This is a genomic window from Ruegeria sp. AA6 (assembly GCF_056542865.1).
The window spans coordinates 114,411-135,394 of record NZ_JBQGAN010000013.1 but is presented as its reverse complement, the minus strand read 5'-3'; the positions used below and the strand labels follow the sequence as shown (position 1 = coordinate 135,394).

Below are 20,984 nucleotides of genomic sequence, written 5' to 3'. Positions count from 1 at the left end.
GCCCGCCAGCGCCTGAAACCATCGTCCCGATGGATCACACGCCGATGATGCACTAACAATCAATTTGGACCAGTCAGATGAGGCTGCTCACTGGAACTGGCGTGAGCGCATTTCGCGGCGCTTACAATCGCGCTGGGCTTCGTGCTGAAATCGTAGCTCTCGAACGTCTTATCGTGTTCCAGCAGAGCCTTGTAAAAACTGGCCTGCGCTTTTCGAATTTCATCAAGGATAGCCCATTTGGTCTCGACCGGTTGGGTTTGCGCTACGTTAGCAGCATCGCAGAATTTTTGGTATTCCCGCGTAGCGTATTCCTTACCCATCAACTGCCAGCAGTCTTCGTTATCCATCTCATAGTATTGGAGGGTAGCAATCATGCGCTCCTTCTCAGGATCGGTGAATGGGCCGAGTTCATCCCTGCGCGCCTTTGCCCTTTTCAATACTCTCTTGAAATGCTCGTGCACCTTTGTGCGTAGTTCGCGGTAGTTCATGCCCGATTGTTCTATGTGCTTTGTTATTGTGTCGCCGCACACTGCAAGACGCCGTGCCAGAGTGCCAGCCTCTTTAGGGCATCTCGTACGCAAAGACACCCGAATGGTCCTACGTGTGGTGCTTGGTCTAGTGTTGGGTTTTGGTCTTGTGTCGGGCAGTGGCCAACGAAAGTAGTAGATGCCATGTCTGGACAGTGAGAGATATGCATGCAGCTTCATTTTGTGTCACACCTGTGTGTCACACCGCTCTAATGCTTACTATCTAGTTGTATTGTTAGGTTTTGGTGGAGCCTAGGGGAGTCGAACCCCTGACCTCTTGCATGCCATGCACACCCAGCCGCACCCCCGAAACCTTCCCATGCTGCCCATAGCGTTATTTATATAAGATTTTTGTGCATATGACCTCTTGCACAAACCCCCCCATTATGCCCATATGCACCATGCAACGCACTGGGGGCGCACCCCCAGCGCACCCCCAAACGAAATTGGGGCGGTCCTGTCGCCAAACAAACACCGCCCCCAGACCATGAGACGAAAGGCTAATAACGACATGGCCCAAGCTATTACTACCGACGCAGCCGTGAAGGCCGCAACCGTTAAACCCGGTCAGGATCGATCCGACTATTCCGTTGATGGTGTGCCGGGTCTGAGACTGAGAGTAACCGCACGCGGTGTCAAAACTTTCCGTCTCGAATCTCGGAAGACCGGCAAGGTGACCATCGGTCAGTACCCCGCAACCAGCCTTGGCGATGCACGCAAGGCTGCAACCATCCTGATCGCAGAAGCCGATAAAGCTGCCGTCAATGGTGCGGTCGGTCAGAAGGTCTTAGCCACACAGGATCGCCGCACGTTGGCCGATCTGATGGACGCCTATGCGAACGAGAAAGGCCACGGCTTGGCGTCATGGCCCGACATGCGCCGCCAGATCGAATATCGCTATGATGCAGCCCAGCCGGTGCGCAAACTTTCCGAAACTGTGATGCTTGCCCCGGTGTTGAAGGATCGCACCGTCGCGGCCAAACGTGCGTGCCGGTATCTGTCCACCGTCCTGCGTTGGGCCGATGCGGGGCAACCTATTCCGAATAGCAGGTTGGATGATCTGGTGCCGGAAACGCCACAGGATCGCGTTCTGACCGATGCGGAACTGAAGGCGGTTGTTCTGGCCACATCGAAGCTGACACCGCTTTGGCGCGACTTCACCTTGGCGCTGATCTATTCGATGCGCCGTCGTCAGGAAATCACCGGGGCAGAAGTCGAACACATCGATCACGATGCTGGTATCTGGCAAGCCCGTATCTTCAAAACACGTGGCAAGGGATACCGCACCGAAGCGCACCCTATTGCCCCGCAACTGGCCGAAGTATTCACCAAGCGCGGCGTGAAGTCCGGTGCGATCTTTCCGATCACCAGCAACTTCGACCGCACTCTGAAGCGGCTGCATGAATTGTCCGGCACCAGCAATTGGTCATGGCACGATCTGCGGCGCACCGGACGGACCATCATGGGCCGGGAAGGTGTGAACCACCTGATCGCGGAACGTTGCATGGGTCACGCTCTGGCGGGGGCTGCGCGGATGCAAGCGGTGTATGACCTCTACGACTACAGCGACGAAATGCGGGACGCCTATGTCCGCATGGCAAACGCTGTGGATCGGATCGTCGCGTCATGAACGCGGGTGAAGAACTGCGCCAGATCATCGAACGGCTACAGCATTTGAACGGATCACCCGGTTATTGGCTGGACGATCCCGAAGCCAAACGTCGCCACGACATCGATCTGCAAACTGGTCACGCTCTGGCCCGTCAGGTTTTGCGCCGTGCGCGTGCTGGGCTGGCCCTGTGGGACGCAGACGACCGGGACGGGGCCGGTGCGACCTTGGATGAAGTATTGGGTGCTATGGCCTATTTGCGCCGTGCTGGTGTCGATCTGGACAAGTCGCCTGTCTATGGGCGCCCCACCAACACCCGCGATGTAGAGTTCGCCCGTCTGGTCGATGCCAAGCGCGAGGCGACCGGACAAACCATTGCGGCCTGTATCGCCGCTGTGATGGCTGAGAATGCTGATCTGGCCGCGCAGTTCAACACCCGCCAAACATCCAGCCTGATCACGGCGTACCGTCGCGGTCGAAAAAAAGTATAGGGACAAAAGGCAAAAGACCCTTTTTGACTCCTATACGGACCGTTTTTTATCGCAATATTGGGTGTCACCTTTAACAAATGGGGTGACACAAAATGTCCAAAGAACGGACCCTGCGCATTATGCGCATTAGCGAGGTTTCAGACCGGACCGGTCTGTCCCGCACCACTATCACCGAACTGGAAAAGAAGAACCTCTTTCCGAAGCGGGTGCCGCTGACCAAACACACCAACGGCTACGTCGAAGCCGAAGTGGATGATTGGCTGCACTACCGGAAGAAGCTGCGCGATCTGAACGATCCGCGCCTCTTGGCTGACGACAGCGTTCTGAACGCGGACCTCAAACGGGGTGCAGCGTGATGGATATTGACGATGTCCTGATGGGCGCCAGCGTGGTCGAAGACGGTGCCGACGCCCTGCGCAAAAACCCGACCGATCCCGAAGCCCTGAATGACCTACTGGCCTATGCGCTTGAGTTGGTGAACGACTGCAAGGCTGCGGGCGCCACTCTGGAAGCGGATGCTGCTTAAACCTCACTGAAAGGAACTGACAAATGAAAATCCGCTATTGGGATCATATCCCCGGCAAAGGTGACGGTGTTGTCGAACGTGACATCGACTTCGATCCGAACGCACACACATCGGCAGAAAGTGCCGCCCGTGCCTTTCACGCCGCTTTGGTCAAATTGATCGAAGAAGCCACACCCGATGACGATTGGTTTGGGCAAAACCCCGACACCGAACTGGCGATCTGGGAACCGGGCGAACGCATGGACATGACCGACGAACCGAACGTTTGGGCGGTCTGCTGGGAAGCTGGGCCGTATCGGTGGGGCGGCTGCACCCATTCCATGATGACCGAAGCCTTCCGATCCTACATCGGCCCTTGGTCGTTCATGATCGTGTTCAAGGAACGTCAGTACAAAACCGCCGCCTAAAAGCAGACGCCCCGACCATTGGGGGCCGGGGCGTGAACGAAACCGGGGGCCGATGTGTCAGTTGCCCCCAACTCTCAGGATGTAGGAATGAGTAATACAAAATCAGTCGAATGGGTCAATGGCACCACCATCGGATTTGCAGGTCGGTGTGCGTGCGTTGTGATCCGCGAGTCGATCCCAATGGTGTCGTGGAAGTGTACCGTTGAGGCGTTAGAGCAAATTCCAGGTAGTTCCTATTTGCGCCGTACGGGTCGCAAGTTGAGCGAGAACGGGCCGACTCTGGACGCTGCGCGCGCACTTGCCCCGATGCTGGTCAATCGGTTGCTGGCTGAAGCAGAAGCCGCCTAAAGAATACCGTTCCTGCGTAATTCCGGTGTCGATCATGGCCGACGGTTGCAGAAACGGAAAACCCCCGGCCTGTGATGGGCCGGGGGCGAACTGACTGACCCCGTCATACCAATAGAAAGAGCCATGCTTATGAATACCCCGGAACAAGTTACAAGCGCAACAATTGCCGTGACGCTGGTCACCAAGGCTGACGGCGTTATGTCCAAGTCGATCTATCTTAACGGCACCGGGTTACCTCACAACGACAGCAGACAATGCGCCTTGGAAACCGGTACGGCCCAAACGTTGCATTTGTCATCGTTGGATGATCTGGCGGTACTGCTGAACAATCTGACAAGTCATCAGGCGATCACTCTGGGGGTGGTGTCGTGCGACCCTCTGGGCGGTGCGGTTTGGCCCGTGGTGACCAAGGCGCAGGTTGCGACGATGCCGCCGGGATCATGTATCACCAGATCACAAGATCACATCGGATACCGATCCGGCCAGCCGGGATTCATGTTGGTAGACTTCGACCAGAAAGGAATGCCCGACCATGTCAGCAAGAGTTTGGCCTCACCGGGCGTTGTCGATGCGATCCTGAACGAAATACAGGGCGGGTTCGAAGTCGGTCATGTGTACCGCAACAGCACGTCATCGGGATTATGGCACGGGCAGACCGGCGAGACTTACCCCGACAGCGGGGGTTTTCACCTTTACCTTCCTGTACTGGATAGCAACGACATCGACAGGGCGTTGAAGGTTCTGCACCAGCGTATGTTTTTGGCCGGGTACGGCTGGCATCTGGTCGGCAAGCGTGGTGCGTTGCTGGAAAGGTCGGTGGTGGATCGTGCGGTCGGTACACCTGAACGTCTGATATTTGAAGGTGCGCCCATTGTAGCCGAACCTCTAATGCAGGACGCGGCCAGCCGCGAGGCCACCGTTTATTCCGGGGCGGGGCTATTGGACACCCGGATCGCCTTGCCAGACCTGACGGACGAAGAACAGGCCAGCTTTGATGATCTTGTGCGTGCGTCACGGGACCGGATGGCCGGGGCGTCACAGGCCGCGCGTGACGCATTCGTATCGGATGAGGCCAAACGCACCGGCAGGACAACAGACGCGATCCGTGCCGATCTGGCGATGGCTGACAAGGGTGTTTTAGCAGTCGATCATATCCTCTATTTCGATGATCCGCAGATTGGGCAAAAGACGGTCGGTGAAGTGATGCGCGATCTGGGCAGCTACCACGAAAAGTCACTTGGTGATCCGATGGACCCGGATGATGGTCGTGGTAAGGCCATGGTGTTTAATTCAGGTCTGATCAATTCGTACGCGCATGGCGGTGCGGTCTACAAAATGGCCATGCCGCCCGATCTGGTCGGACAGGTATTCATGACCGCTGGTGGGCCGGAAAAGGGACAGATACCAAACACCACGCCTGTACCGGTGGTGCAAACCGCACGGTCGGTGGTTGAAGGCGAGTATGTCATGGTGGACGGCAAACTTCGTTGGTGTCTGGCCACTGCCGTAGCGATCTTGGAAGTGCATGACGACTGGGCCGACGTTCTGGCGTTCAACGACTTCACCGGTGAAATCGTAATTTGCAAACCTGTCCCGTCATCCGATGGCCGCACGTTCCAACCCCACCACATGACCGATCTGGATGTGGCACACGCTGAAGCGTGGTTTAACCGGATCGGCTTCCACAATGCCAAGGAAACGATCATACGCCGCGCGATGGTCAAAGCGGCCCACCAGAACGTAATCGACCCGGTGCGGCACTATCTGGAAGACTTGCGGTGGGATGGTGTGCCGCGTCTGAATAAATGGCTAACGACCCATGCGGGTGCTGCCGACAATCTCTACACGAATGAAGTGGGGCGGTGCATGTTGGTTGGTGCGGTCGCACGTGTGCTGAACCCGGGCTGCAAGATGGATACAATGCCGATCCTTGAAGGTCGCCAAGGTATCCATAAATCCCAGATGTTGCGCGTGCTGGCCGGTGACGAATATTTTGGTGATAGTCTGCCGCCACTGAAAGACAAAGACGCCGCCGATTATCTGGCCGGTCTCTGGTTCGTAGAAATGGCCGAACTGGACATGATGAACCGCGCGACCATGGAAACCACCAAGTCATTTTTGGCCCGTCAGGACGACCGGTTTCGGCCAGCCTATACCCGCGACAAGATCAAACGTCCACGCCGTTGCATTTTCATCGGCACCACCAACCAAGACAACTATCTGCGTGATGAAACGGGAAACCGTCGGTTCTGGCCTGTTCAGGTGACAAAGATCGATCTGGTCGCGCTGCGCAAAGATCGGGATCAGTTATGGGCCGAAGCTGTCGCGTCGTACAGCGACAATCCAAAGTGGTGGCTGTCGGGTGTGGTCGAACAACTGGCCGTTGTCGAACAGAAGAAACGCAACGAAGACGACCCGTGGACATCTGATGTGTTGGGTTACGTAGAGAAGAAGAACGAGATTTCTATAAAGGAAATCCTAAAGTTTGCAGGCATCGTTGCCAAAGGCGATCTGACACGTGGTGACAGCAATCGTGTGGCTGGAATACTGAAAGCACATGGGTGGGAACGTGCCGGTTTAGTAACGAGCGGCACGTTCAAAAGTGCTGCAAAGTATGTGAGAAGATAAGTAGACAAAGATTCTTACGAACTTGTAAAAAAGGTATGATTGCCTTGTTTTTATTGGATAATTTAGGATGAAAATGTGACAAGGAATAGAGTTGAAGATCGTATGGGAATCCTTGTCTTCTTGTTTTCCCGTCTACCAAAGCGGGCTATCGACGGGACGCTATATGTACCAATGCGGACCAATACGTCTAGTATTTGTCCTGTAGTTTTGGTGTATGCGTCCCCGCCTGAGCATGAAGTAGCCGCACTGCTAAACACCAGCCAAATTCCTTGGTCAAAGAGCCTCACTACCTTCGCTTAGCTGAAACGAAATCTGCGACGGAGAGAAAATCCCGTCAGAAGAACAAGTATGACAGTTAATGCGCTGTGAATTCCTGTGGCCACGATACCCAAAGAAGTTGCCGGTTGGACAATTCTTCGCGGCGACAAGAAACTCCAAGGTGAAATAAGGTTGTTAAGCGTGGCTACTGCCGACTTATACGCATTGTCCGATCCAACCCCATCGATCAATGCTGATTGCCATCCCTTCGCAACAGCTGGGATTGAAACAACGGTGCCTTGGAACATCAAAACCGCAAACAATGCAATCGTAATTATTATCAACCATTTTAGGGGTCTACCGGGCGATAGGCCGTAATCGCCAAGACACCACCAAATCAAAAGGAAAGCTTTCTCGATACCTTTGGCTTCTACGGTTTCAATTCTTAACTCGTTGCCACGCGCAATGTGTGCGACTTCAGAGTTGCCCACATTGGAAGCCCAATTAAGGAGATTGCTGAAAGACTGCCTGTCAAGGCGCGGGAGTGTTCGAACGGTGTCACCAATGATCAAGCTGGACCTTTCCAACGAACCAGAAAACGAACACTGCTGTATCTTAAAGTCAGAAGCGTCGAAGGTCCGAGGCACGAGCAGTTGGCAGACATGACTGTCTTCAATTTGAATACTCAAATTTTCAGCTTTTGCCGGTAAGTTTAATCGCCCGATTTTACAATTCTTTATGATAGCACTTCTACAGTCTTGAGAGATTGTTAGATTTAAAATTCTGCAATTTTCATAGACTTGCCATTTGCTATTCGTTGCCGAAGCCGAAATGTCTGCGTTTTTTACTAAGGTTTTCGCAGTGTTTCTGCTCCCGTTTAATGAAAATATCTTCAATTTCTTTTGAGGAGAATGGATGTAGAGTGTTTCTTCTCCAGATTCGCCAACCTGGACCATCGTGATATATATTTTCGCCCACTCCGACAGTGCTTCCAAGCCGTTTTCAATTTCTTCTTGGGATACAGCCACAGTTCCAGGTGGGTTTCTTCTATTGTCCGTGCCAATATCCAGTGAGTTTGTTGAAGTTAAGTCGCCGCTCTTTAGTTCTATGATTTCCCTGAACACTGATATTCGGTTTGGCAGTTTGGTCAATTGATTACCTCCAAGAATTACTTGTTAAAGTTGAATTTTGCGTAGGTTACTGCTGATAACTACTCAACAAAACTCTGCATCGTGACCAGCAAGCACTTACGTTAACCTCTAAACGTGACACGTAACACGCTGACGTTGCAGCCAAAAGGGTGGGCCGGCGTGTTCTAGCAGACAGATTGCAATCCAGCACCGCGCGGGGTCCCGTTTAATCCACGTGAACCGAGTTGCCGCCCAAGTGGTTGCAATATGAAACCGTTGCGAATGTAACTAATCGGGCTAAAATAATCGTCAATCCGCGTCGATTTAGGGGTGTTTCATGTCCAGACACAACAAACGAGGACGAAAGGCGGCAAATGACAGCGAAGCAGCCTTATTAGCAGAACAACGCAAGCCGGACCTGTCGATAGCAGCCGCCCCGATGGATATTCCGGGCGCCGATCTGCTGGGTGATAAAGGTCGGGGATACTACACGCAGATTTATCGCACCCGGCACGAATGGGCGATTGCCGATCTGATCCTGATCGTCACAGCAGCGGCGGCAATGGAAAAGTTGTTCTATCTGGCGATTGAGTTGTTGAACGAACCGACGTTCCAGACGACCAAGACCGGCTTCAGGGTCACACATCCCGGCTACAAACTTCAGGGTGAGTTGCGTCGTATGGTGGCAACGTCACTCAGGGATGCGGGTGTCCGGCAACGTGACGGACATTGCGACAGTGACGCAAACACGCCCCGTCCTGCCGATTACACCACCGGCGCACCAGTAACGACCAAACCTTCCGACTTCGATGAATGGATGGGTAGCAATGAACTTCATTAGTCGGGGTGATGTCGTCCGTGCCTGTGGGGGTAATCTTCCCCCGATCCCTGAGAACGACCCCGACCGGCGCATGATGATCCTGCTGTGGATCGCTCATCGGTTGGAAGCCGCTGGTCTCGGTAAACAGGTCGATGATTGTTTTCTGTGGGGCAACTGGCCGGAACGATGGATGACGGAAGCCTGTAGCGATCTGATGGAATTCAACGGGCGCTGTCGCAAGCTGGGATGGCCAACCGGGCTGCAAGGTCTGAAGCACAAAGTCGCCAACCCCGGCGACTGGCCGCATCAGAGTAGTGATACCTATGGCGCGTGACCTGACAGCCGAAGGGTGCGCAAACCTGTGGGTGACGGCGATCCAGCACCATTTAGCAGCGGCCAAGCGCGGCGACGAAGACAGCAAAATCTGGTTGTCAAAGGACGGTCTGGCCGTGGCTCTGATGCTAGGCTGTGACATTCAGCAATATTGGGATGGTGTGAGAGATATTGCTTTGTCGTGACAATCACCTGGAAATTGATCCGAGTTTCGCGATTACCGTAATATATTGAAAAATAAATATAATTTGACGATTTAACCTGTCGGATGACATGCTGGGTCCACCTAACGAGGACGACAGCAATGCACGTGACCAGACGCACCGCCCCTAAATTAGCGAGAAAGCTGGTTAAAGCTGTCCCTCACTTGAAGGCTACCACCAATAAGTTGAGCCGAGAGGAAGAACGTGGTTCTAAGTCTGCGGCTAAAGAACGTCGGGCCATCACCCAGCAGTTCGAAGCCGATAACCGCGCGGTAACTACCGCCATTGCCGAGACCCGCGCCTTTGCTGCTGATGCGGATCGCGCGGCCTTGGTACTGCGGACCCGTGACACACACACGCATGACAGCCCTGTTGCCCGTCTCGCCAGCCTTGCGTGCCGTCTGGGTGTTTCCGGGGCAACTCTGGATCATCTGGCCGTTGCGTGCCGGGAAACCGCCACCCGTGCCGAAGGATGCGCCAACGATGCCGAAGATCGCATTGATGCCAACACCGACGAACTTCGATCCGCAAGTCTGCTGATGTTGTTGTCGGCCAAGCTGCCGTCGGTCGGGTTCGACATGAAGTCACCGAAGGTCAAAGCGATCCGCGATGCCTATCTCGACGCATCCAGCGCAGCCGCGAAACAGCGAAAAGGAAAATCCTGATGTCGCAAAACCCATTTGACGGACCACAACAGACTAACCCCGGCGACCAGCTTTACTTCGAAGGTAAGCAGATCGGTGGGTCCGGCGCCGGTGGCGATAATGTTGTCCGCTTCGATCCTGCCACCCAGACGGTCAGCCCGAACGGTCAGATGATGATGCGGATGATGCTGGACCAGATGCGCAAGGATCAGGTCGGGCAACTGGACGCCGTTGCCGAAGTGATTGGTGATCTGATCGCGCCCTATGAGGAACGCATCTCACAGTTAGAGGAACAGCTTGCCAAGGCTCAGGCTGATGTGACGTCGGCCATCGGTAAAGCCCTGCATCAGTTCAATGACGATGACAACGACGCCACCCAGATCGTCAAATCCGCGATGGCTAAGAACCCGGAGGTGTACCGATGATCGATGTCCATACCATCCGGCACGAATTACCCCGGCAACTGCGCAAGACAAAGGCACTGATGATGGCTGAACTGACAGCAATAGAAGGTAAGTCTGCGGACGAAGCCAAGGCGATCTGCGAACGCACACACCGCCGCGCCTACCGGGCGTGGATCAAGCAGTTCGCGGACGATCACCCACACCTAGAAGATTGCGCCCGCAGGGTGCTGCGCATGGAAGGAGTGCTTTAAATGCCCCGCGATTTCAAAGACGATCCGCGCCTGAAAGGTCTTAGCGCGAAGAACCGGAAGACCGCCACCGACCATCTTGAACAGTTGGACGCGAAACTGGCCTATGAGGCCGTAGCCGCCGAACTGGAAGAAGCGCACCAAATCCGCGCCGAGTTGCCCGCGATCAAGGGTGAACTGGCCGCACTGCGCAAACGTCTCGACCAGCCTCAAAAGCTGGAAGCCACGTTGAAGGCACCATACAAACCGAAAGGCACGGTGAAGATCAGCCCGGTCGAAGCCTTTGCCACCGCTGTCGCCTGTGAGGTTAAACGCTACGTCGCGCAGGTTGATGTGGACGACGTATTGCGTGATCAGTTCCCCGGCGATGAAGGCCGGATGATGCGCAAGTTGACGAAGTCGTATTTGGCGAAGTCGGCATCGAACCCACACACAACCACCGACATCGTCGGTATGGCCGACATGGTGGAAAGTGTTCGCGGTGGCTGGATCGATAGCTTGCCCGACATGTCCGGTGTTAAAGCGATCCGTGCAAATGGTGGCCGCACCTTACCTCTGGATAGTGCGCAGAACGTGACCTACCCGTTCCGCACGGTATCGGCCAAGGGTTCGATGGCCGGTAGTTTCGTCGGAGAAGGTGCCACCATCCCGGTGAAGTCGGACAGCTATTCGTCAATCTCATTCAGCCGGAAAAAGGCGGCTGTCATTTCAATCGCGACCCGAGAACTGGCCGACACATCCGTTGAAGATTTGAGGGCGATTCTGCTTTCGTCAATCCAGCAGGATACGACGCAAATGCTGGACGATGCACACTTCGATCCGACCTTTGGCGCTGTCGCTGGTATTCGTCCCGCAAGCCCGTGGTTCGGTGCCGTGAACCAACCATCAGCGGGCAATGATCTGGCGTCGATCATCACTGACTTGAGTTGGTTGATTAACTCAATTGACAGACCGCAGCGGCCATTGATCCTGATGGACCCGTCGCGGCTGCTCAGGCTCAGGTTGTGGCGGGAAAGCGGCGACTGGGTGTTTAAGCGCGAACTTGATGAAGGCACGATTTTAGGCACGCCCTATGCGGTATCGACCAGCATCGTCGGAGACCACCTATTTATTCTCGACTGTGCGGACTACGCATCGTGGTTGCCGACTCCGATGGTGGAGGTAAGCCAAACTGCGACCCTTAGCCTTGCGGACGATGACCCGACGACACAGCCCGCGATGTCCGATCAGAACGCGGTTAACGATGCCGGTGGATCGATCCACATCAGCGATGCGGCTGGCACCACACCGGCCACCGTTGTCAGGTCTATGTCGCAGACGTGGTCCGTTGCGCTTCGTCTCATCCAACCCTGTGAGTACGGCATGATCCGAACCGCTCGGACGGCGTATCTGACCGGAGTGGGGTGGTAGGATGAGACAGATCAGTCTGACCCAGCATCGCCACAGTAGCGAGACGTCCATCTACATTGACGGCGTGACATCCACCGCCACAACACCCGACCAGATCGGCAAGATACTGGCCGACGCGGGTGTGCGGCACAGTGATCAGGTTTCGTGGATGACACCATCCGGCAAGACCGACCGGCTACTTGCCGCGCAATTCCTGCCGCCTGTTCAGGTCAAACGGAAAGGGAAGCGCAAATGAACGAAGTCACCCCGTAACCCCAAATACCTGGAAGCTGAACAATGCCTTTCGATGGACCCATGCCCCGCAAAAAGAAATCCGAACCCGATCCTCGCGAACTGATGAAAGCGGAAATGATCCGTATTCTGTCAGATGAGTTGAATCGCGATCTGAACCATGAAGAACTGGTCAAGGTCGATAAGGCCGTGGACGACTGGGTCGTCAGCCTATGAGCAAGCGAGACCCTAATGCGCATTAAGTACTGCCACTACTTCAGCGACCGACAAAGCAGTTCCCTCGCAACGTCCATATCGCCATCTGCGGCTTCGAAAATATCAGCTAGTAAATCTGAGAAACCAACGGCGTCGGGACGGAACTTATTCGTTGTGAAATAGCCGTAAAAATTACCGTCACGATCCACCAAAACTGGCACGTCAGTGGAAGAGGAAAACTTGTTCCAAGGGCTGGATGAGCTGAACTTGTTACCAAATTGTCCGAACTTGTTAAAAATGCTGTCGGAATCAAATTTGTTGCCTTTACCAAACTTGTTGCAGATCGAGTCACCATTAAGTTCGTTGCAGTTCAAGCAGCCCAAATACACGTCGTGGCCAGTTCCGCCAAAAATCAAATAGTCAGTTGCGTAGGCCGTTGAACCCGCGGCTGATAAAAATGCAGTTGTCAAAAATACCTTGAGCATTCGATGTTCCTTGCACGTGTTTTAACTGGAGCTGGGCTTCGGGTCTGGTTCACTGGTTTTCGTCGATGGTTTTTTGCCTTTTGAACGGTTGTCGAACTTCTGAACGACATACAGCTTCCAAGGCATATTGTTCAGCTACGTCTCACCTTTATTGTCGTCTGCCGTCGAATGCGGATTGAAGCATGCCCGAACTGGCCGTTGGCTAATCTTCGCCGCACTCCATTTGGCTCTAAATGGCGATACTTGCCACGAGAAAATTCCGGCAAATCAAGTGCCAATCCCTGTTTGATTAATTCTGCACCTATGTCGCGACCATCGGGTAGATAGCATGTACCTACAAGTCGATCATAAGACCTTTCCCCATCAAGTTCTGCGGTGATGATCTGTCCCTTGCAGATGTTGACCATCGCCCACTTCGATTTTTGGCCATATGGCATGTCCAATTCTGGAGCATCAATTCCAGCCAAACGAATTTTTGTTCCATTTATTCGTATCGTGTCACCATCTATCACATAAGCACGCCCCTGCAGCATCATGCTCTTTGGCATTGCTGGGATTGGGTAGGACGGCTTTTGGATGGGTCGTCGATTGTTAGGTCGAATTACTGGCTTTAGGGTTCTTCTCCGACTGGAACGACCAACTGCACGGCCAACGGAGCGACCTATAGATCGACTTGAGCCAGTGAACTTAATTAACAGCCCGCCAAATATCACGGCCAACACAACTAGTTCCATTGATACAAAAAACCCTTTGCTCAGCGGCTGAGAATAGCTTGTTTGATTTGGGTTTTTCTGTTCGAAGTTGCTTTCGATTTAGTGCCAAAAGTTGTTTTGTTTATGCCAAAACTAAAGTTCTACTGATTAATAACTTACGTAAAGCAATCGAACGAAAGGCTCAGATGCGATGGACGGGTTAGTTGGTTTGTTATTCCTCATCGTTTTAGGCGTCTTTGTGATCTGGCTTTACATCCTGCCGATCACAATGGCAGGACGACGCAACCGATCTGGTTTGATCTGGTTTTTGATTGGTCTGGTCGGGTCGCCAATACTCGCAATTTTGCTGCTGCTGGCGCTGGGTGACGCACCAGAACAACCGACGACCTAACTCACGCCTCTGAGCGAGTGTTTGATCCAACCAGCGTATAGCCCCGTATCTCACTTGCCCCAATTAGTCTGGGCAGTCCCATGGTCAGACTAAGTCCCCGCGTTGCCCATCATCCCAGATTAGGGCGGCGCGGGGAACTTTGATCCAACTTGTGATTCGTCTCGTAACTAATTTACCCCAAACTGCTACCCGCGTTGTTCAATTGGTTTCCCTCCGAACAGCGCGGTTTTTTTGGGGGGGCTTAGTGAGGGGGTAACGGGTTTTCCGTCACGAGTGGCCGACCGGACCTTTTAGTTCTGGTTCGGTCGGCAAAGCTTGATCGGGTGGTTCAACACCGTGCTTTTCCAACCATTCCAGTATTTCGCCCCATTGGGTTTGTATGCTTGGTTCGCTGCGATACTCACGCAACTGTTCCAGCCGACACTTCAAGTCATACGGAATCGTTCGGGGCCATTTGAGCATCAGTTTCCGGCCACACGTGTGTCATCAACAACGCCTTCGCCCACCCAAACTGGGATGAAGTCCTTTATATGATCCAAAGCATATGTGTTAAAGTTTTGGTCGCTCCAGACAGAGTACGGAGCAAAGCTCGGCCCCATCATTCCAACGAAAGTTAAATCCGGTCGATTTGGGTTTTTCATCGCGGCATAAAACTTCGCGTCAATGTAGCCTACGCAAAGACCATTGCTCAATCTAACCCCATGGACCGTAATCCAAAGCGCAACTCCGTTTTCTGAGAGTATGGGGTTTACGTCTTGTTCCCCGATAACGGGTTCATCAATAACGTTAAAGCCTGCCATTGCCATTTGATCTTCAGCGTACGTCTTCGTTTCACCAATGTTTGTCCAACACCCGTTTTTTGCATGATCAGCAATACCGACCCAAGCGGCTGGGTAATCGCTTGGAGAGTAGTAAGTAACGTCGGCAAATGTGGGGGCAGAACAGAAGGCAAAAAATAACGTCAATAGTTTTTGGTTCATGCTATCGGCCGTGTATCGCTTGATTTGTGTTCTTCATAGCAAAAAAGTTCTGCATCTGTTCTTGGGGCTGTCAAGATTCGTTTGACATCAAGCTAGCCCATATTGCCCATATTGCGGGCCATACTGCACCCCGAACGCACCCCCGCGGGGCGCACTCCCGGCCAAGTCGTGCCGAGGCAGACCGTAATCGTTTGTAATTGTGTGGTAATTTGGTGGAGCCTAGGGGAGTCGAACCCCTGACCTCTTGCATGCCATGCAAGCGCTCTCCCAACTGAGCTAAGGCCCCATCCTAGTACTGCCGAAGCAGTGGACGGACGTTTATGAGACGGCGACGGATAGTGCAAGTCCAAAAAATGGAAAATGCCAAAAACATTCCGTCCCGGATCCGAGAGTGGACATGAGGCGGCGGGGGCCGCCCCTGACCGGTCTTAGCTTTCGTCTTCCGACGACATGTCGGTGATATCGTCCAGCGAGACGTTATCGTTGCCGTCGTCATCATCGTCCAGCAGATCATCGTCCAGATCGACGTCGACATTGTCTTCATCATCCAGAACCAGATCTTCTTCCGACGCGTTCTCACGCGCTTTGGCCGACGCGGCATCTTCTGCATCTGCAGCAATCATCCGGCTCTTGCCGGTCTCAAGCTCCACGATCTCGCCAGTGTAGGGGCTAACGATCGGGTTCTTGTTTAGGTCGTAAAACCGCTTGCCGGTTGTTGGGCAAACGCGCTTTACGCCCCATTCTTCCTTGGGCATGTCAAATCCCCTTGATATCAGGTGAGTCGTAATAACGATTCAGGTCACGTGCCACATGCAGCGGGCACTGTCAAAGCCTTTGAGCAGGAGAAACAGGCATATGGGAGACCACGCACTGCCCGGCAAGCCTCCGGTGCCGCTGACATTGCGCAAATCGGCGCGGGCGCGGCGGATCAGCTTACGGATTTCTCAGCTTGATGGGCGGGTTACGCTGACTTACCCGCAGGGTGTTCCCGAAGCTGAAGCGCTGAGTTTTGCCCGTACCAAAGAGGGGTGGATACGACAGCATCTACAGGACCGCCCCGACCCGGCGGTGGTTCAGTTCGGCCAGACCATTCCCATCGAGGGGGTCGCGCGGCGAATCGTTCCCGCTTCGGGCCGCCGTGTTCAACTCCGGCGTGATGAGATTGCAGTGCCGCAAGGGGCCGAGGCGAGGCGTCTGGCGCGCTTTCTCAAGGAATTGGCACGAGATCGCCTGACCGGGGCCAGCGATGATTATGCGGCAATGTTGGGCCGGTCTTACTCAAGCCTGACCATCCGCGACACCCGATCCCGTTGGGGGTCATGCAGTTCCGCCGGTGGGTTGATGTTTTCGTGGCGATTAATCCTGGCACCTTCAGAAATCCTGCACTATGTCGCCGCGCATGAGGTGGCGCATCTGGCCGAAATGAACCATTCCCCTGCCTTCTGGGCGCAGGTCGAGCGCATTTTTGGTGACTATCGAGATCAGCGGCGCTGGCTGCGCGAAAATGGCGCGGAACTTCACCAGTATAGATTTGACGTGGCCGTGAGTTGACCTGGCGGCCATTTGTGATCACATGGTCGAATGTTGACTGCACGTTCCTCTGAATCTCAGACTGCCACACATGACAAAGTCTACCGCGCCCTGCGCGCGCGCATCATGCATGGAGAAATGGCTCCGGGGCAGGCGCTAACCCTGCGGGGAATTGGCAAGGAATTCGGTGTTTCGATGACCCCCGCCCGCGAGGCCGTTCGGCGGTTGGCGGCCGAAGGGGCGCTGTTTCTTTCTACTTCAGGTCGTGTGTCGACCCCTGAATTGACCAATGACCGGATCGAGGAACTGGCTGCCCTGCGTGCGTTGCTTGAAGTTGAGCTGGCCAGCCGCGCATTACCAAGGGCGCATATGGCGCTGATCGATCGGTTACAGAGCATCAACATGAACGTGGCCGAGATGGTCACCAAACGCGATGCAGTCGGCTACATCCGTACCAACCTCGAATTTCACCGCACGCTCTATCTGCGGGCGCAGGCCCCGGCGATGCTGGCGATTGCTGAAACAGTCTGGCTGCAGCTTGGCCCGACCATGCGGGCGCTTTACGGTCGGTTGCGGCGGACCGATCCGCCGCATAACCACAAGCTGATCATCGCCGCCTTGCAGGCCGGGGACGAGCCCGGATTGCGCTTGGCTGTCCGCTCGGACGTGACGCAGGGCCTGCGGTTGCTGGTCAGCTAGGCGGCTTGTCGCCGAAGGTCTGAAATCGCGCCTATGGGGCACTCTCGTTGTGGCTTGGAGATTAGGTCTGGGTTACTCTGGACCAAATCACAACAAGAGCAGATTTCAGACATGATCAATCGACGCATTTTCTCATTGGGGCTCGGGTCGACCTTGCTTGCAGCTTGTTCCACGGGCTCATCAACCAGTGCACCAGCCTCGCGGATGCGGGCCGTGCCCAACGCAGGCTGGGACGCTTGGGTGGCGAGCTTCAAGGGGCGCGCAAATGCACAGGGGATTTCGCAAACCACGCTCAATCGCGCTTTTCAGGGGGCCGGGTATCTGCCCGGCGTGATCAAGCGCGATCGTAACCAAGTCGAATTCAAACGCTCGCTTGAGGATTATCTCGCCATTGCGGCCTCGGACGAAAGGATTGCCACCGGTAAGCAGATGCTGGTGCGCCACGCAGGCACCTTGTCGCAGATCGAGGCGAAGTATGGCGTCGATAAAGAGGTTGTTGTGGCCGTCTGGGGCTTGGAAAGCCGCTATGGCGCGCGTCGGGGCGACGTGCCGGTGATCTCGGCAACGTCAACGCTGGCCTATGACGGACGGCGTGGTGCCTTCTTTGAAAAGCAGTTGGTGGCGGCACTGAAGATCATTCAGGAGGGTGACACCTCACCTGCCAACATGACCGGTAGCTGGGCCGGGGCGATGGGGCATACGCAGTTCATCCCAACCTCTTATCTGGCTTATGCGGTGGATTTCACCGGTGACGGGCGGCGGGACATCTGGTCGGATGATCCAACGGACTCGCTGGCCTCAACCGCCGCCTATCTCGCGCGTGCAGGTTGGGTGCGTGGACAATCATGGGGCGGAGAGGTCGGCACGGTTTCCGGCACACCTGTCGCGGTGTTGCAGCCGCAAAAGCCGGGTCCGCGTATTGCCGTGTTCCGCAACTTCAATGTGATCAAGCGTTACAATAACTCGGACAGTTACGCGATTGGCGTCGGGCACCTGTCGGATCGGATCGCGGGCGGTGCACCGTTCCAAGCCTCGTTCGGGCCGGACGCCACGGGTCTGACGCTGGAAGACCGCAAAGAGCTTCAACGGCGTCTGACTTCAGCCGGCTATGACACACAGGGCGCGGACGGGGTGATCGGCAAGAACACCGAAGCCGCAATCAGCGGATACCAACGTGGTAATGGGTTGGCCGTCACCGGCAAACCCTCGGTTCAGTTGCTGCGGCAATTGGGCGGTTAGGCTGCCAAACCTTTCGAACCGATATCCAGGAATTTCTGACGGCGGTCCCTGATCAGGGCCGTCGCATCTTTTCCTTCCAGCTCCTTTAGCATGGCGGCAATCGCTGCGCGCACCGACTCGACGGTTGCTTCGCGATCCCGGTGGGCGCCGCCCTTGGGTTCTGTAATGATCCGGTCGCAAACACCCAACTTGCGCAGGTCTTGTGCGGTCAGGCGCAGCGCCTCGGCGGCTTCGCGCATCTTTTCGGCATCCTTCCACAGGATCGAGGCGCAGCCTTCAGGCGAGATCACCGAATAGACCGAATGTTCCAGCATCGCGACGCGGTTTGCGGTGGCAAAGGCCACGGCCCCGCCCGAACCACCTTCGCCGATGATGACCGAAACCAGCGGTACACCAATCTTCAGGCACATCTCGGTCGAGCGCGCGATGGCTTCAGACTGACCGCGTTCCTCGGCCCCTTTGCCGGGGTAGGCACCTGCCGTATCGATCAGAGTGATCACGGGCAAGCCAAAGCGTCCGGCCATCTCCATCAGGCGCACGGCTTTGCGGTACCCTTCGGGGCGGGCCATGCCAAAATTGCGTTCAATCCGTGATTTGGTGTCACTGCCCTTTTCGTGGCCGATCACCATCACCGGCTGGTCGTTGAACCGCGCCAGACCACCGATCACCGCCAGATCGTCCGCAAAGTTCCGGTCACCCGCCAGAGGGGTGAACTCGGTGAACAGCTCTTTGACATAGTCCTGACAATGGGGCCGCTCAGGATGACGCGCGACCTGACATTTCCGCCAAGGGGTCAGATCGTCATACAGCTCTTCCAGCAGTTTGGCGGCCTTGGCGTCCAACGCAGCGGCTTCTTCGGCCACGTCCATCTCTTCGTTGGCGCGGGCCAGCGCGCGCAGTTCCTCGGCCTTGCCTTCAATCTCGGCCAGGGGTTTTTCGAAATCCAGATACTGGGTCATGACGCCTCTCAACGCGGAAGTTCCCTGCTATATGACGTGTGGTCGTCCGGGATGCAACTCAGCAAGATTTGTGGATGCAGGATATGCGACCACGGATGGGCAAAGAACAAGGAAGGGGTGCCAATGGCAACCAGCTACGAAAACCGCATTCTGCGCGTGTTGGCCTATATCCACGATAACCCCGCCGGGGACCTGTCACTGGATGCACTGGCGGATGTAGCGGCAATGTCCCGGTTTCACTGGCATCGCGTGTTTCGCGCGCTGACCGGCGAGACTTGTGCGCAGGCAGTGCGTCGGATTCGACTACATCGCGCCGCAACAGGCTTGGTGCAATCCGACACGCCTGTCGCACAGATTGCGTCGGACGTGGGCTATCCTAACCTGAACTCTTTTGCGCGGGCCTTTTCTGAGGCCTATGGCAGCAGCCCAGCTGCCTTTCGCAATGCCGGGCAGTTTCTACCGGCCAACCCACATTTCAGAACCGGAGAGTATCCCATGTATCCTGTAACGACCCGTACCGAACCTGCCCGCCGCGTTGTCGCCCTGCCGCATAAAGGAGCCTATGCCAAGATCGGCAAGAGCTTTGAAGCCTTTGGTGCCTTGTGTGAATCCCGCCAGCTTTGGCCGCAGATTGGCCCGGTCATTGGTGTCTATATGGACAGCCCTGACACCGTACCTGAAGAAGATCTGCGCAGCTATGCTGGCGCGGAGTTCCGTGGTGATGGCACTCCGGAAGGGATGGAATCTGTTCAGATTTCTGGGGGCAAGACGGCCGTTCTGACTTTCAAAGGCCCATATTCGGGGCTTGAGGGCGCGTATCACAGCCTGTTCGGCAACTGGCTGCCCGAATCGGGCGAAGAACCGGCAGACCAGCCTTGTTACGAAATCTACCTGAACGATCCGCGCGAAACCGCGCCCGAAGAGTTGCTGACCGAAATTTGCCTTCCGCTCAAGTAACTCAGTTCGGCCACAGGACCGGGTAGAGCGACGCAACCAGCAGCGCTGCCATAGTCCAGTTGAACACCACCAACCGGCGCGGGTTCGTCAGGACTCGCGCCATTTGCTGACCCAGCACGGTCCATGTACTGACCGAGGGCAGGTTCACCGCGCCGAATATCAGCGCCACCACCAAAATGGCCTTTAGCGTGTTTTCCGGCGTGTAGGCCGTGGTGGCCGTCAATGCCATGGCCCAAGCCTTGGGGTTGACCCACTGAAACGCTGCGGCTTGCAGGAATGTCATAGGGTCGCCTTCTGCGTCAGCGCCCTTGGTAGGAGCGGCATGGGCGATCTTCCACGCCAAGTACAACAGGTAGATGACCGAGACGACTTTCAGCACCGTATAGGTGACCGGATATCGGTCAAACACTTGCACTAGCCCCGCACCAACCAGAACGACCATGACCGTGAATCCCACGCCGATGCCCAGCATATGGGGAACCGTGCGGCGAAACCCGAAATTGGCGCCCGATGCCATCAGCATCAGGTTGTTTGGCCCCGGCGTGATGGACGAAACAAAGGCAAAGGCGATCAGGGCCAGAAGGATGTCATAGGTCATGGCGCGGATAATCGGTGAAAA

Annotated in this window: 29 protein-coding genes and 1 tRNA gene; 21 read left to right on the top strand and 9 right to left on the bottom strand. The window is 55.3% G+C overall.

Translation table 11 applies throughout. The features are described from left to right. Nucleotides 1-59: 59 nt before the first annotated feature. Entirely contained in the window at nt 60-488 is a 429-nt protein-coding gene (locus ACR0LN_RS15770) for a hypothetical protein (RefSeq protein WP_480430961.1), read from the bottom strand. 550 nt (nt 489-1,038) lie between these two features. Here ACR0LN_RS15770 and ACR0LN_RS15765 point away from each other — a divergent pair. The 7 genes from ACR0LN_RS15765 to ACR0LN_RS15735 all read left to right on the top strand — a co-directional run bounded on the left by ACR0LN_RS15765 (nt 1,039) and on the right by ACR0LN_RS15735 (nt 6,536). Continuing rightward, nucleotides 1,039-2,157, top strand: coding sequence for a tyrosine-type recombinase/integrase (locus ACR0LN_RS15765; protein ID WP_480430959.1), 1,119 nt, complete (start codon nt 1,039-1,041; stop codon nt 2,155-2,157). Next, nucleotides 2,154-2,627, top strand: coding sequence for an RNA-binding protein (locus ACR0LN_RS15760; protein WP_480430957.1), 474 nt, complete (start codon nt 2,154-2,156; stop codon nt 2,625-2,627). The genes ACR0LN_RS15765 and ACR0LN_RS15760 overlap by 4 nt, the downstream gene beginning before the upstream one ends. 92 nt (nt 2,628-2,719) lie before the next feature. Beyond that, entirely contained in the window at nt 2,720-2,983 is a 264-nt protein-coding gene (locus ACR0LN_RS15755; protein ID WP_480430956.1) for a helix-turn-helix transcriptional regulator, read from the top strand. After that, a complete protein-coding gene (locus ACR0LN_RS15750; protein ID WP_480430954.1) occupies nt 2,983-3,153 on the top strand; it encodes a hypothetical protein in 171 nt (56 codons plus the stop codon). The genes ACR0LN_RS15755 and ACR0LN_RS15750 overlap by 1 nt, the downstream gene beginning before the upstream one ends. Before the next feature lie 23 nt (nt 3,154-3,176). Then, nucleotides 3,177-3,560, top strand: coding sequence for a hypothetical protein (locus tag ACR0LN_RS15745; protein ID WP_480430952.1), 384 nt, complete (start codon nt 3,177-3,179; stop codon nt 3,558-3,560). 87 nt (nt 3,561-3,647) lie between these two features. Further along, nucleotides 3,648-3,908 carry a hypothetical protein gene (locus tag ACR0LN_RS15740; protein ID WP_480430950.1) on the top strand — a complete coding sequence of 87 codons (261 nt, stop codon included), beginning with the start codon at nt 3,648-3,650 and terminating at the stop codon, nt 3,906-3,908. A 123-nt stretch (nt 3,909-4,031) separates the two neighbouring features. Then, nucleotides 4,032-6,536: a virulence-associated E family protein gene (locus ACR0LN_RS15735; protein ID WP_480430948.1), complete on the top strand. Its 2,505-nt coding sequence runs from the start codon at nt 4,032-4,034 to the stop codon at nt 6,534-6,536. Between the two features lie 296 nt (nt 6,537-6,832). On the opposite strand, the gene ACR0LN_RS15730 is transcribed toward ACR0LN_RS15735, so the two are convergent. Beyond that, entirely contained in the window at nt 6,833-7,945 is a 1,113-nt protein-coding gene (locus ACR0LN_RS15730; RefSeq protein ID WP_480430947.1) for a hypothetical protein, read from the bottom strand. Nucleotides 7,946-8,261: 316 nt separating this feature from the next. Here ACR0LN_RS15730 and ACR0LN_RS15725 point away from each other — a divergent pair, with 316 nt between their 5' ends. The 9 genes from ACR0LN_RS15725 (at nt 8,262) to ACR0LN_RS15685 (ending at nt 12,433) form a co-directional block, all read left to right on the top strand. Beyond that, nucleotides 8,262-8,765, top strand: a complete 504-nt coding sequence (locus ACR0LN_RS15725) for a hypothetical protein (RefSeq protein WP_480430945.1) — start codon at nt 8,262-8,264, stop codon at nt 8,763-8,765. After that, nucleotides 8,752-9,078, top strand: a complete 327-nt coding sequence (locus ACR0LN_RS15720; protein ID WP_480430944.1) for a hypothetical protein — start codon at nt 8,752-8,754, stop codon at nt 9,076-9,078. Before ACR0LN_RS15725 ends, ACR0LN_RS15720 begins: the two co-directional genes overlap by 14 nt. Then, nucleotides 9,068-9,262: a hypothetical protein gene (locus ACR0LN_RS15715; protein WP_480430942.1), complete on the top strand. Its 195-nt coding sequence runs from the start codon at nt 9,068-9,070 to the stop codon at nt 9,260-9,262. Before ACR0LN_RS15720 ends, ACR0LN_RS15715 begins: the two co-directional genes overlap by 11 nt. A 182-nt stretch (nt 9,263-9,444) precedes the next feature. Next, a complete protein-coding gene (locus tag ACR0LN_RS15710; protein ID WP_480430940.1) occupies nt 9,445-9,945 on the top strand; it encodes a hypothetical protein in 501 nt (166 codons plus the stop codon). After that, entirely contained in the window at nt 9,945-10,349 is a 405-nt protein-coding gene (locus tag ACR0LN_RS15705; protein ID WP_480430938.1) for a hypothetical protein, read from the top strand. Before ACR0LN_RS15710 ends, ACR0LN_RS15705 begins: the two co-directional genes overlap by 1 nt. After that, nucleotides 10,346-10,579, top strand: coding sequence for a hypothetical protein (locus ACR0LN_RS15700; RefSeq protein ID WP_480430937.1), 234 nt, complete (start codon nt 10,346-10,348; stop codon nt 10,577-10,579). The genes ACR0LN_RS15705 and ACR0LN_RS15700 overlap by 4 nt, the downstream gene beginning before the upstream one ends. Then, nucleotides 10,580-11,986, top strand: coding sequence for a phage major capsid protein (locus ACR0LN_RS15695; RefSeq protein WP_480430935.1), 1,407 nt, complete (start codon nt 10,580-10,582; stop codon nt 11,984-11,986). Nucleotide 11,987: 1 nt separating this feature from the next. After that, the gene (locus tag ACR0LN_RS15690) at nt 11,988-12,221 is read left to right on the top strand and encodes a hypothetical protein (RefSeq protein ID WP_480430933.1); all 234 of its coding nucleotides are present in this window, start codon (nt 11,988-11,990) and stop codon (nt 12,219-12,221) included. 41 nt (nt 12,222-12,262) lie between these two features. Beyond that, a complete protein-coding gene (locus tag ACR0LN_RS15685) occupies nt 12,263-12,433 on the top strand; it encodes a hypothetical protein (RefSeq protein WP_480430932.1) in 171 nt (56 codons plus the stop codon). 35 nt (nt 12,434-12,468) lie between these two features. Here the strand turns inward: ACR0LN_RS15685 and ACR0LN_RS15680 are convergent, their stop codons facing one another. Together ACR0LN_RS15680 and ACR0LN_RS15675 are read right to left on the bottom strand one after the other, a co-directional pair. Continuing rightward, nucleotides 12,469-12,897, bottom strand: coding sequence for a hypothetical protein (locus tag ACR0LN_RS15680; RefSeq protein WP_480430930.1), 429 nt, complete (start codon nt 12,895-12,897; stop codon nt 12,469-12,471). 131 nt (nt 12,898-13,028) lie between these two features. Next, complete coding sequence (locus ACR0LN_RS15675; protein ID WP_480430929.1) at nt 13,029-13,433, bottom strand: thermonuclease family protein; 405 nt, start codon at nt 13,431-13,433, stop codon at nt 13,029-13,031. A 367-nt stretch (nt 13,434-13,800) separates the two neighbouring features. On the opposite strand from ACR0LN_RS15675, the gene ACR0LN_RS15670 reads away from it, so the two are divergent. Then, nucleotides 13,801-14,001, top strand: a complete 201-nt coding sequence (locus ACR0LN_RS15670; RefSeq protein ID WP_480430928.1) for a hypothetical protein — start codon at nt 13,801-13,803, stop codon at nt 13,999-14,001. 461 nt (nt 14,002-14,462) lie between these two features. On the opposite strand, the gene ACR0LN_RS15665 is transcribed toward ACR0LN_RS15670, so the two are convergent. The 3 genes from ACR0LN_RS15665 to ACR0LN_RS15655 form a co-directional block, all read right to left on the bottom strand. Then, entirely contained in the window at nt 14,463-14,981 is a 519-nt protein-coding gene (locus tag ACR0LN_RS15665) for a hypothetical protein (RefSeq protein WP_480430927.1), read from the bottom strand. Nucleotides 14,982-15,191: 210 nt separating this feature from the next. Further along, nucleotides 15,192-15,267, bottom strand: a tRNA-Ala gene (locus ACR0LN_RS15660). A gap of 142 nt (nt 15,268-15,409) precedes the next feature. Next, the gene (locus tag ACR0LN_RS15655; protein ID WP_480430925.1) at nt 15,410-15,736 is read right to left on the bottom strand and encodes a TIGR02300 family protein; all 327 of its coding nucleotides are present in this window, start codon (nt 15,734-15,736) and stop codon (nt 15,410-15,412) included. A 100-nt stretch (nt 15,737-15,836) separates the two neighbouring features. On the opposite strand from ACR0LN_RS15655, the gene ACR0LN_RS15650 reads away from it, so the two are divergent. The 3 genes from ACR0LN_RS15650 to ACR0LN_RS15640 all read left to right on the top strand — a co-directional run bounded on the left by ACR0LN_RS15650 (nt 15,837) and on the right by ACR0LN_RS15640 (nt 18,449). Beyond that, nucleotides 15,837-16,532 (top strand): M48 family metallopeptidase, encoded by a 696-nt coding sequence (locus ACR0LN_RS15650; protein WP_480430924.1) that lies wholly within the window; start codon nt 15,837-15,839, stop codon nt 16,530-16,532. 30 nt (nt 16,533-16,562) lie between these two features. Beyond that, a complete protein-coding gene (locus ACR0LN_RS15645) occupies nt 16,563-17,210 on the top strand; it encodes a GntR family transcriptional regulator (protein WP_480430922.1) in 648 nt (215 codons plus the stop codon). A gap of 111 nt (nt 17,211-17,321) precedes the next feature. Next, nucleotides 17,322-18,449 carry a lytic murein transglycosylase gene (locus tag ACR0LN_RS15640; RefSeq protein WP_480430921.1) on the top strand — a complete coding sequence of 376 codons (1,128 nt, stop codon included), beginning with the start codon at nt 17,322-17,324 and terminating at the stop codon, nt 18,447-18,449. Here ACR0LN_RS15640 and ACR0LN_RS15635 read toward each other — a convergent pair. Then, nucleotides 18,446-19,408 carry an acetyl-CoA carboxylase carboxyltransferase subunit alpha gene (locus ACR0LN_RS15635; RefSeq protein ID WP_480430920.1) on the bottom strand — a complete coding sequence of 321 codons (963 nt, stop codon included), beginning with the start codon at nt 19,406-19,408 and terminating at the stop codon, nt 18,446-18,448. The genes ACR0LN_RS15640 and ACR0LN_RS15635 overlap by 4 nt on opposite strands. A 123-nt stretch (nt 19,409-19,531) precedes the next feature. On the opposite strand from ACR0LN_RS15635, the gene ACR0LN_RS15630 reads away from it, so the two are divergent. Then, nucleotides 19,532-20,365, top strand: a complete 834-nt coding sequence (locus tag ACR0LN_RS15630) for an AraC family transcriptional regulator (protein WP_480430919.1) — start codon at nt 19,532-19,534, stop codon at nt 20,363-20,365. Between the two features lies 1 nt (nt 20,366). Here the strand turns inward: ACR0LN_RS15630 and ACR0LN_RS15625 are convergent, their stop codons facing one another. Beyond that, nucleotides 20,367-20,963, bottom strand: coding sequence for a LysE family translocator (locus ACR0LN_RS15625; RefSeq protein WP_480430918.1), 597 nt, complete (start codon nt 20,961-20,963; stop codon nt 20,367-20,369). Nucleotides 20,964-20,984: the final 21 nt, after the last annotated feature.

Bases quoted from the DNA above. Each gene is read 5' to 3' on its own strand.
- ACR0LN_RS15770 (WP_480430961.1), bottom strand. From the start codon at position 488: ATGAACTACCGCGAACTACGCACAAAGGTGCACGAGCATTTCAAGAGA.
- ACR0LN_RS15765 (WP_480430959.1), top strand. From the start codon at position 1,039: ATGGCCCAAGCTATTACTACCGACGCAGCCGTGAAGGCCGCAACCGTT.
- ACR0LN_RS15760 (WP_480430957.1), top strand. From the start codon at position 2,154: ATGAACGCGGGTGAAGAACTGCGCCAGATCATCGAACGGCTACAGCAT.
- ACR0LN_RS15755 (WP_480430956.1), top strand. From the start codon at position 2,720: ATGTCCAAAGAACGGACCCTGCGCATTATGCGCATTAGCGAGGTTTCA.
- ACR0LN_RS15750 (WP_480430954.1), top strand. From the start codon at position 2,983: ATGGATATTGACGATGTCCTGATGGGCGCCAGCGTGGTCGAAGACGGT.
- ACR0LN_RS15745 (WP_480430952.1), top strand. From the start codon at position 3,177: ATGAAAATCCGCTATTGGGATCATATCCCCGGCAAAGGTGACGGTGTT.
- ACR0LN_RS15740 (WP_480430950.1), top strand. From the start codon at position 3,648: ATGAGTAATACAAAATCAGTCGAATGGGTCAATGGCACCACCATCGGA.
- ACR0LN_RS15735 (WP_480430948.1), top strand. From the start codon at position 4,032: ATGCTTATGAATACCCCGGAACAAGTTACAAGCGCAACAATTGCCGTG.
- ACR0LN_RS15725 (WP_480430945.1), top strand. From the start codon at position 8,262: ATGTCCAGACACAACAAACGAGGACGAAAGGCGGCAAATGACAGCGAA.
- ACR0LN_RS15720 (WP_480430944.1), top strand. From the start codon at position 8,752: ATGAACTTCATTAGTCGGGGTGATGTCGTCCGTGCCTGTGGGGGTAAT.
- ACR0LN_RS15715 (WP_480430942.1), top strand. From the start codon at position 9,068: ATGGCGCGTGACCTGACAGCCGAAGGGTGCGCAAACCTGTGGGTGACG.
- ACR0LN_RS15705 (WP_480430938.1), top strand. From the start codon at position 9,945: ATGTCGCAAAACCCATTTGACGGACCACAACAGACTAACCCCGGCGAC.
- ACR0LN_RS15700 (WP_480430937.1), top strand. From the start codon at position 10,346: ATGATCGATGTCCATACCATCCGGCACGAATTACCCCGGCAACTGCGC.
- ACR0LN_RS15695 (WP_480430935.1), top strand. From the start codon at position 10,580: ATGCCCCGCGATTTCAAAGACGATCCGCGCCTGAAAGGTCTTAGCGCG.
- ACR0LN_RS15690 (WP_480430933.1), top strand. From the start codon at position 11,988: ATGAGACAGATCAGTCTGACCCAGCATCGCCACAGTAGCGAGACGTCC.
- ACR0LN_RS15685 (WP_480430932.1), top strand. From the start codon at position 12,263: ATGCCTTTCGATGGACCCATGCCCCGCAAAAAGAAATCCGAACCCGAT.
- ACR0LN_RS15680 (WP_480430930.1), bottom strand. From the start codon at position 12,897: ATGCTCAAGGTATTTTTGACAACTGCATTTTTATCAGCCGCGGGTTCA.
- ACR0LN_RS15675 (WP_480430929.1), bottom strand. From the start codon at position 13,433: ATGATGCTGCAGGGGCGTGCTTATGTGATAGATGGTGACACGATACGA.
- ACR0LN_RS15670 (WP_480430928.1), top strand. From the start codon at position 13,801: ATGGACGGGTTAGTTGGTTTGTTATTCCTCATCGTTTTAGGCGTCTTT.
- ACR0LN_RS15665 (WP_480430927.1), bottom strand. From the start codon at position 14,981: ATGAACCAAAAACTATTGACGTTATTTTTTGCCTTCTGTTCTGCCCCC.
- ACR0LN_RS15655 (WP_480430925.1), bottom strand. From the start codon at position 15,736: ATGCCCAAGGAAGAATGGGGCGTAAAGCGCGTTTGCCCAACAACCGGC.
- ACR0LN_RS15650 (WP_480430924.1), top strand. From the start codon at position 15,837: ATGGGAGACCACGCACTGCCCGGCAAGCCTCCGGTGCCGCTGACATTG.
- ACR0LN_RS15645 (WP_480430922.1), top strand. From the start codon at position 16,563: ATGTTGACTGCACGTTCCTCTGAATCTCAGACTGCCACACATGACAAA.
- ACR0LN_RS15640 (WP_480430921.1), top strand. From the start codon at position 17,322: ATGATCAATCGACGCATTTTCTCATTGGGGCTCGGGTCGACCTTGCTT.
- ACR0LN_RS15635 (WP_480430920.1), bottom strand. From the start codon at position 19,408: ATGACCCAGTATCTGGATTTCGAAAAACCCCTGGCCGAGATTGAAGGC.
- ACR0LN_RS15630 (WP_480430919.1), top strand. From the start codon at position 19,532: ATGGCAACCAGCTACGAAAACCGCATTCTGCGCGTGTTGGCCTATATC.
- ACR0LN_RS15625 (WP_480430918.1), bottom strand. From the start codon at position 20,963: ATGACCTATGACATCCTTCTGGCCCTGATCGCCTTTGCCTTTGTTTCG.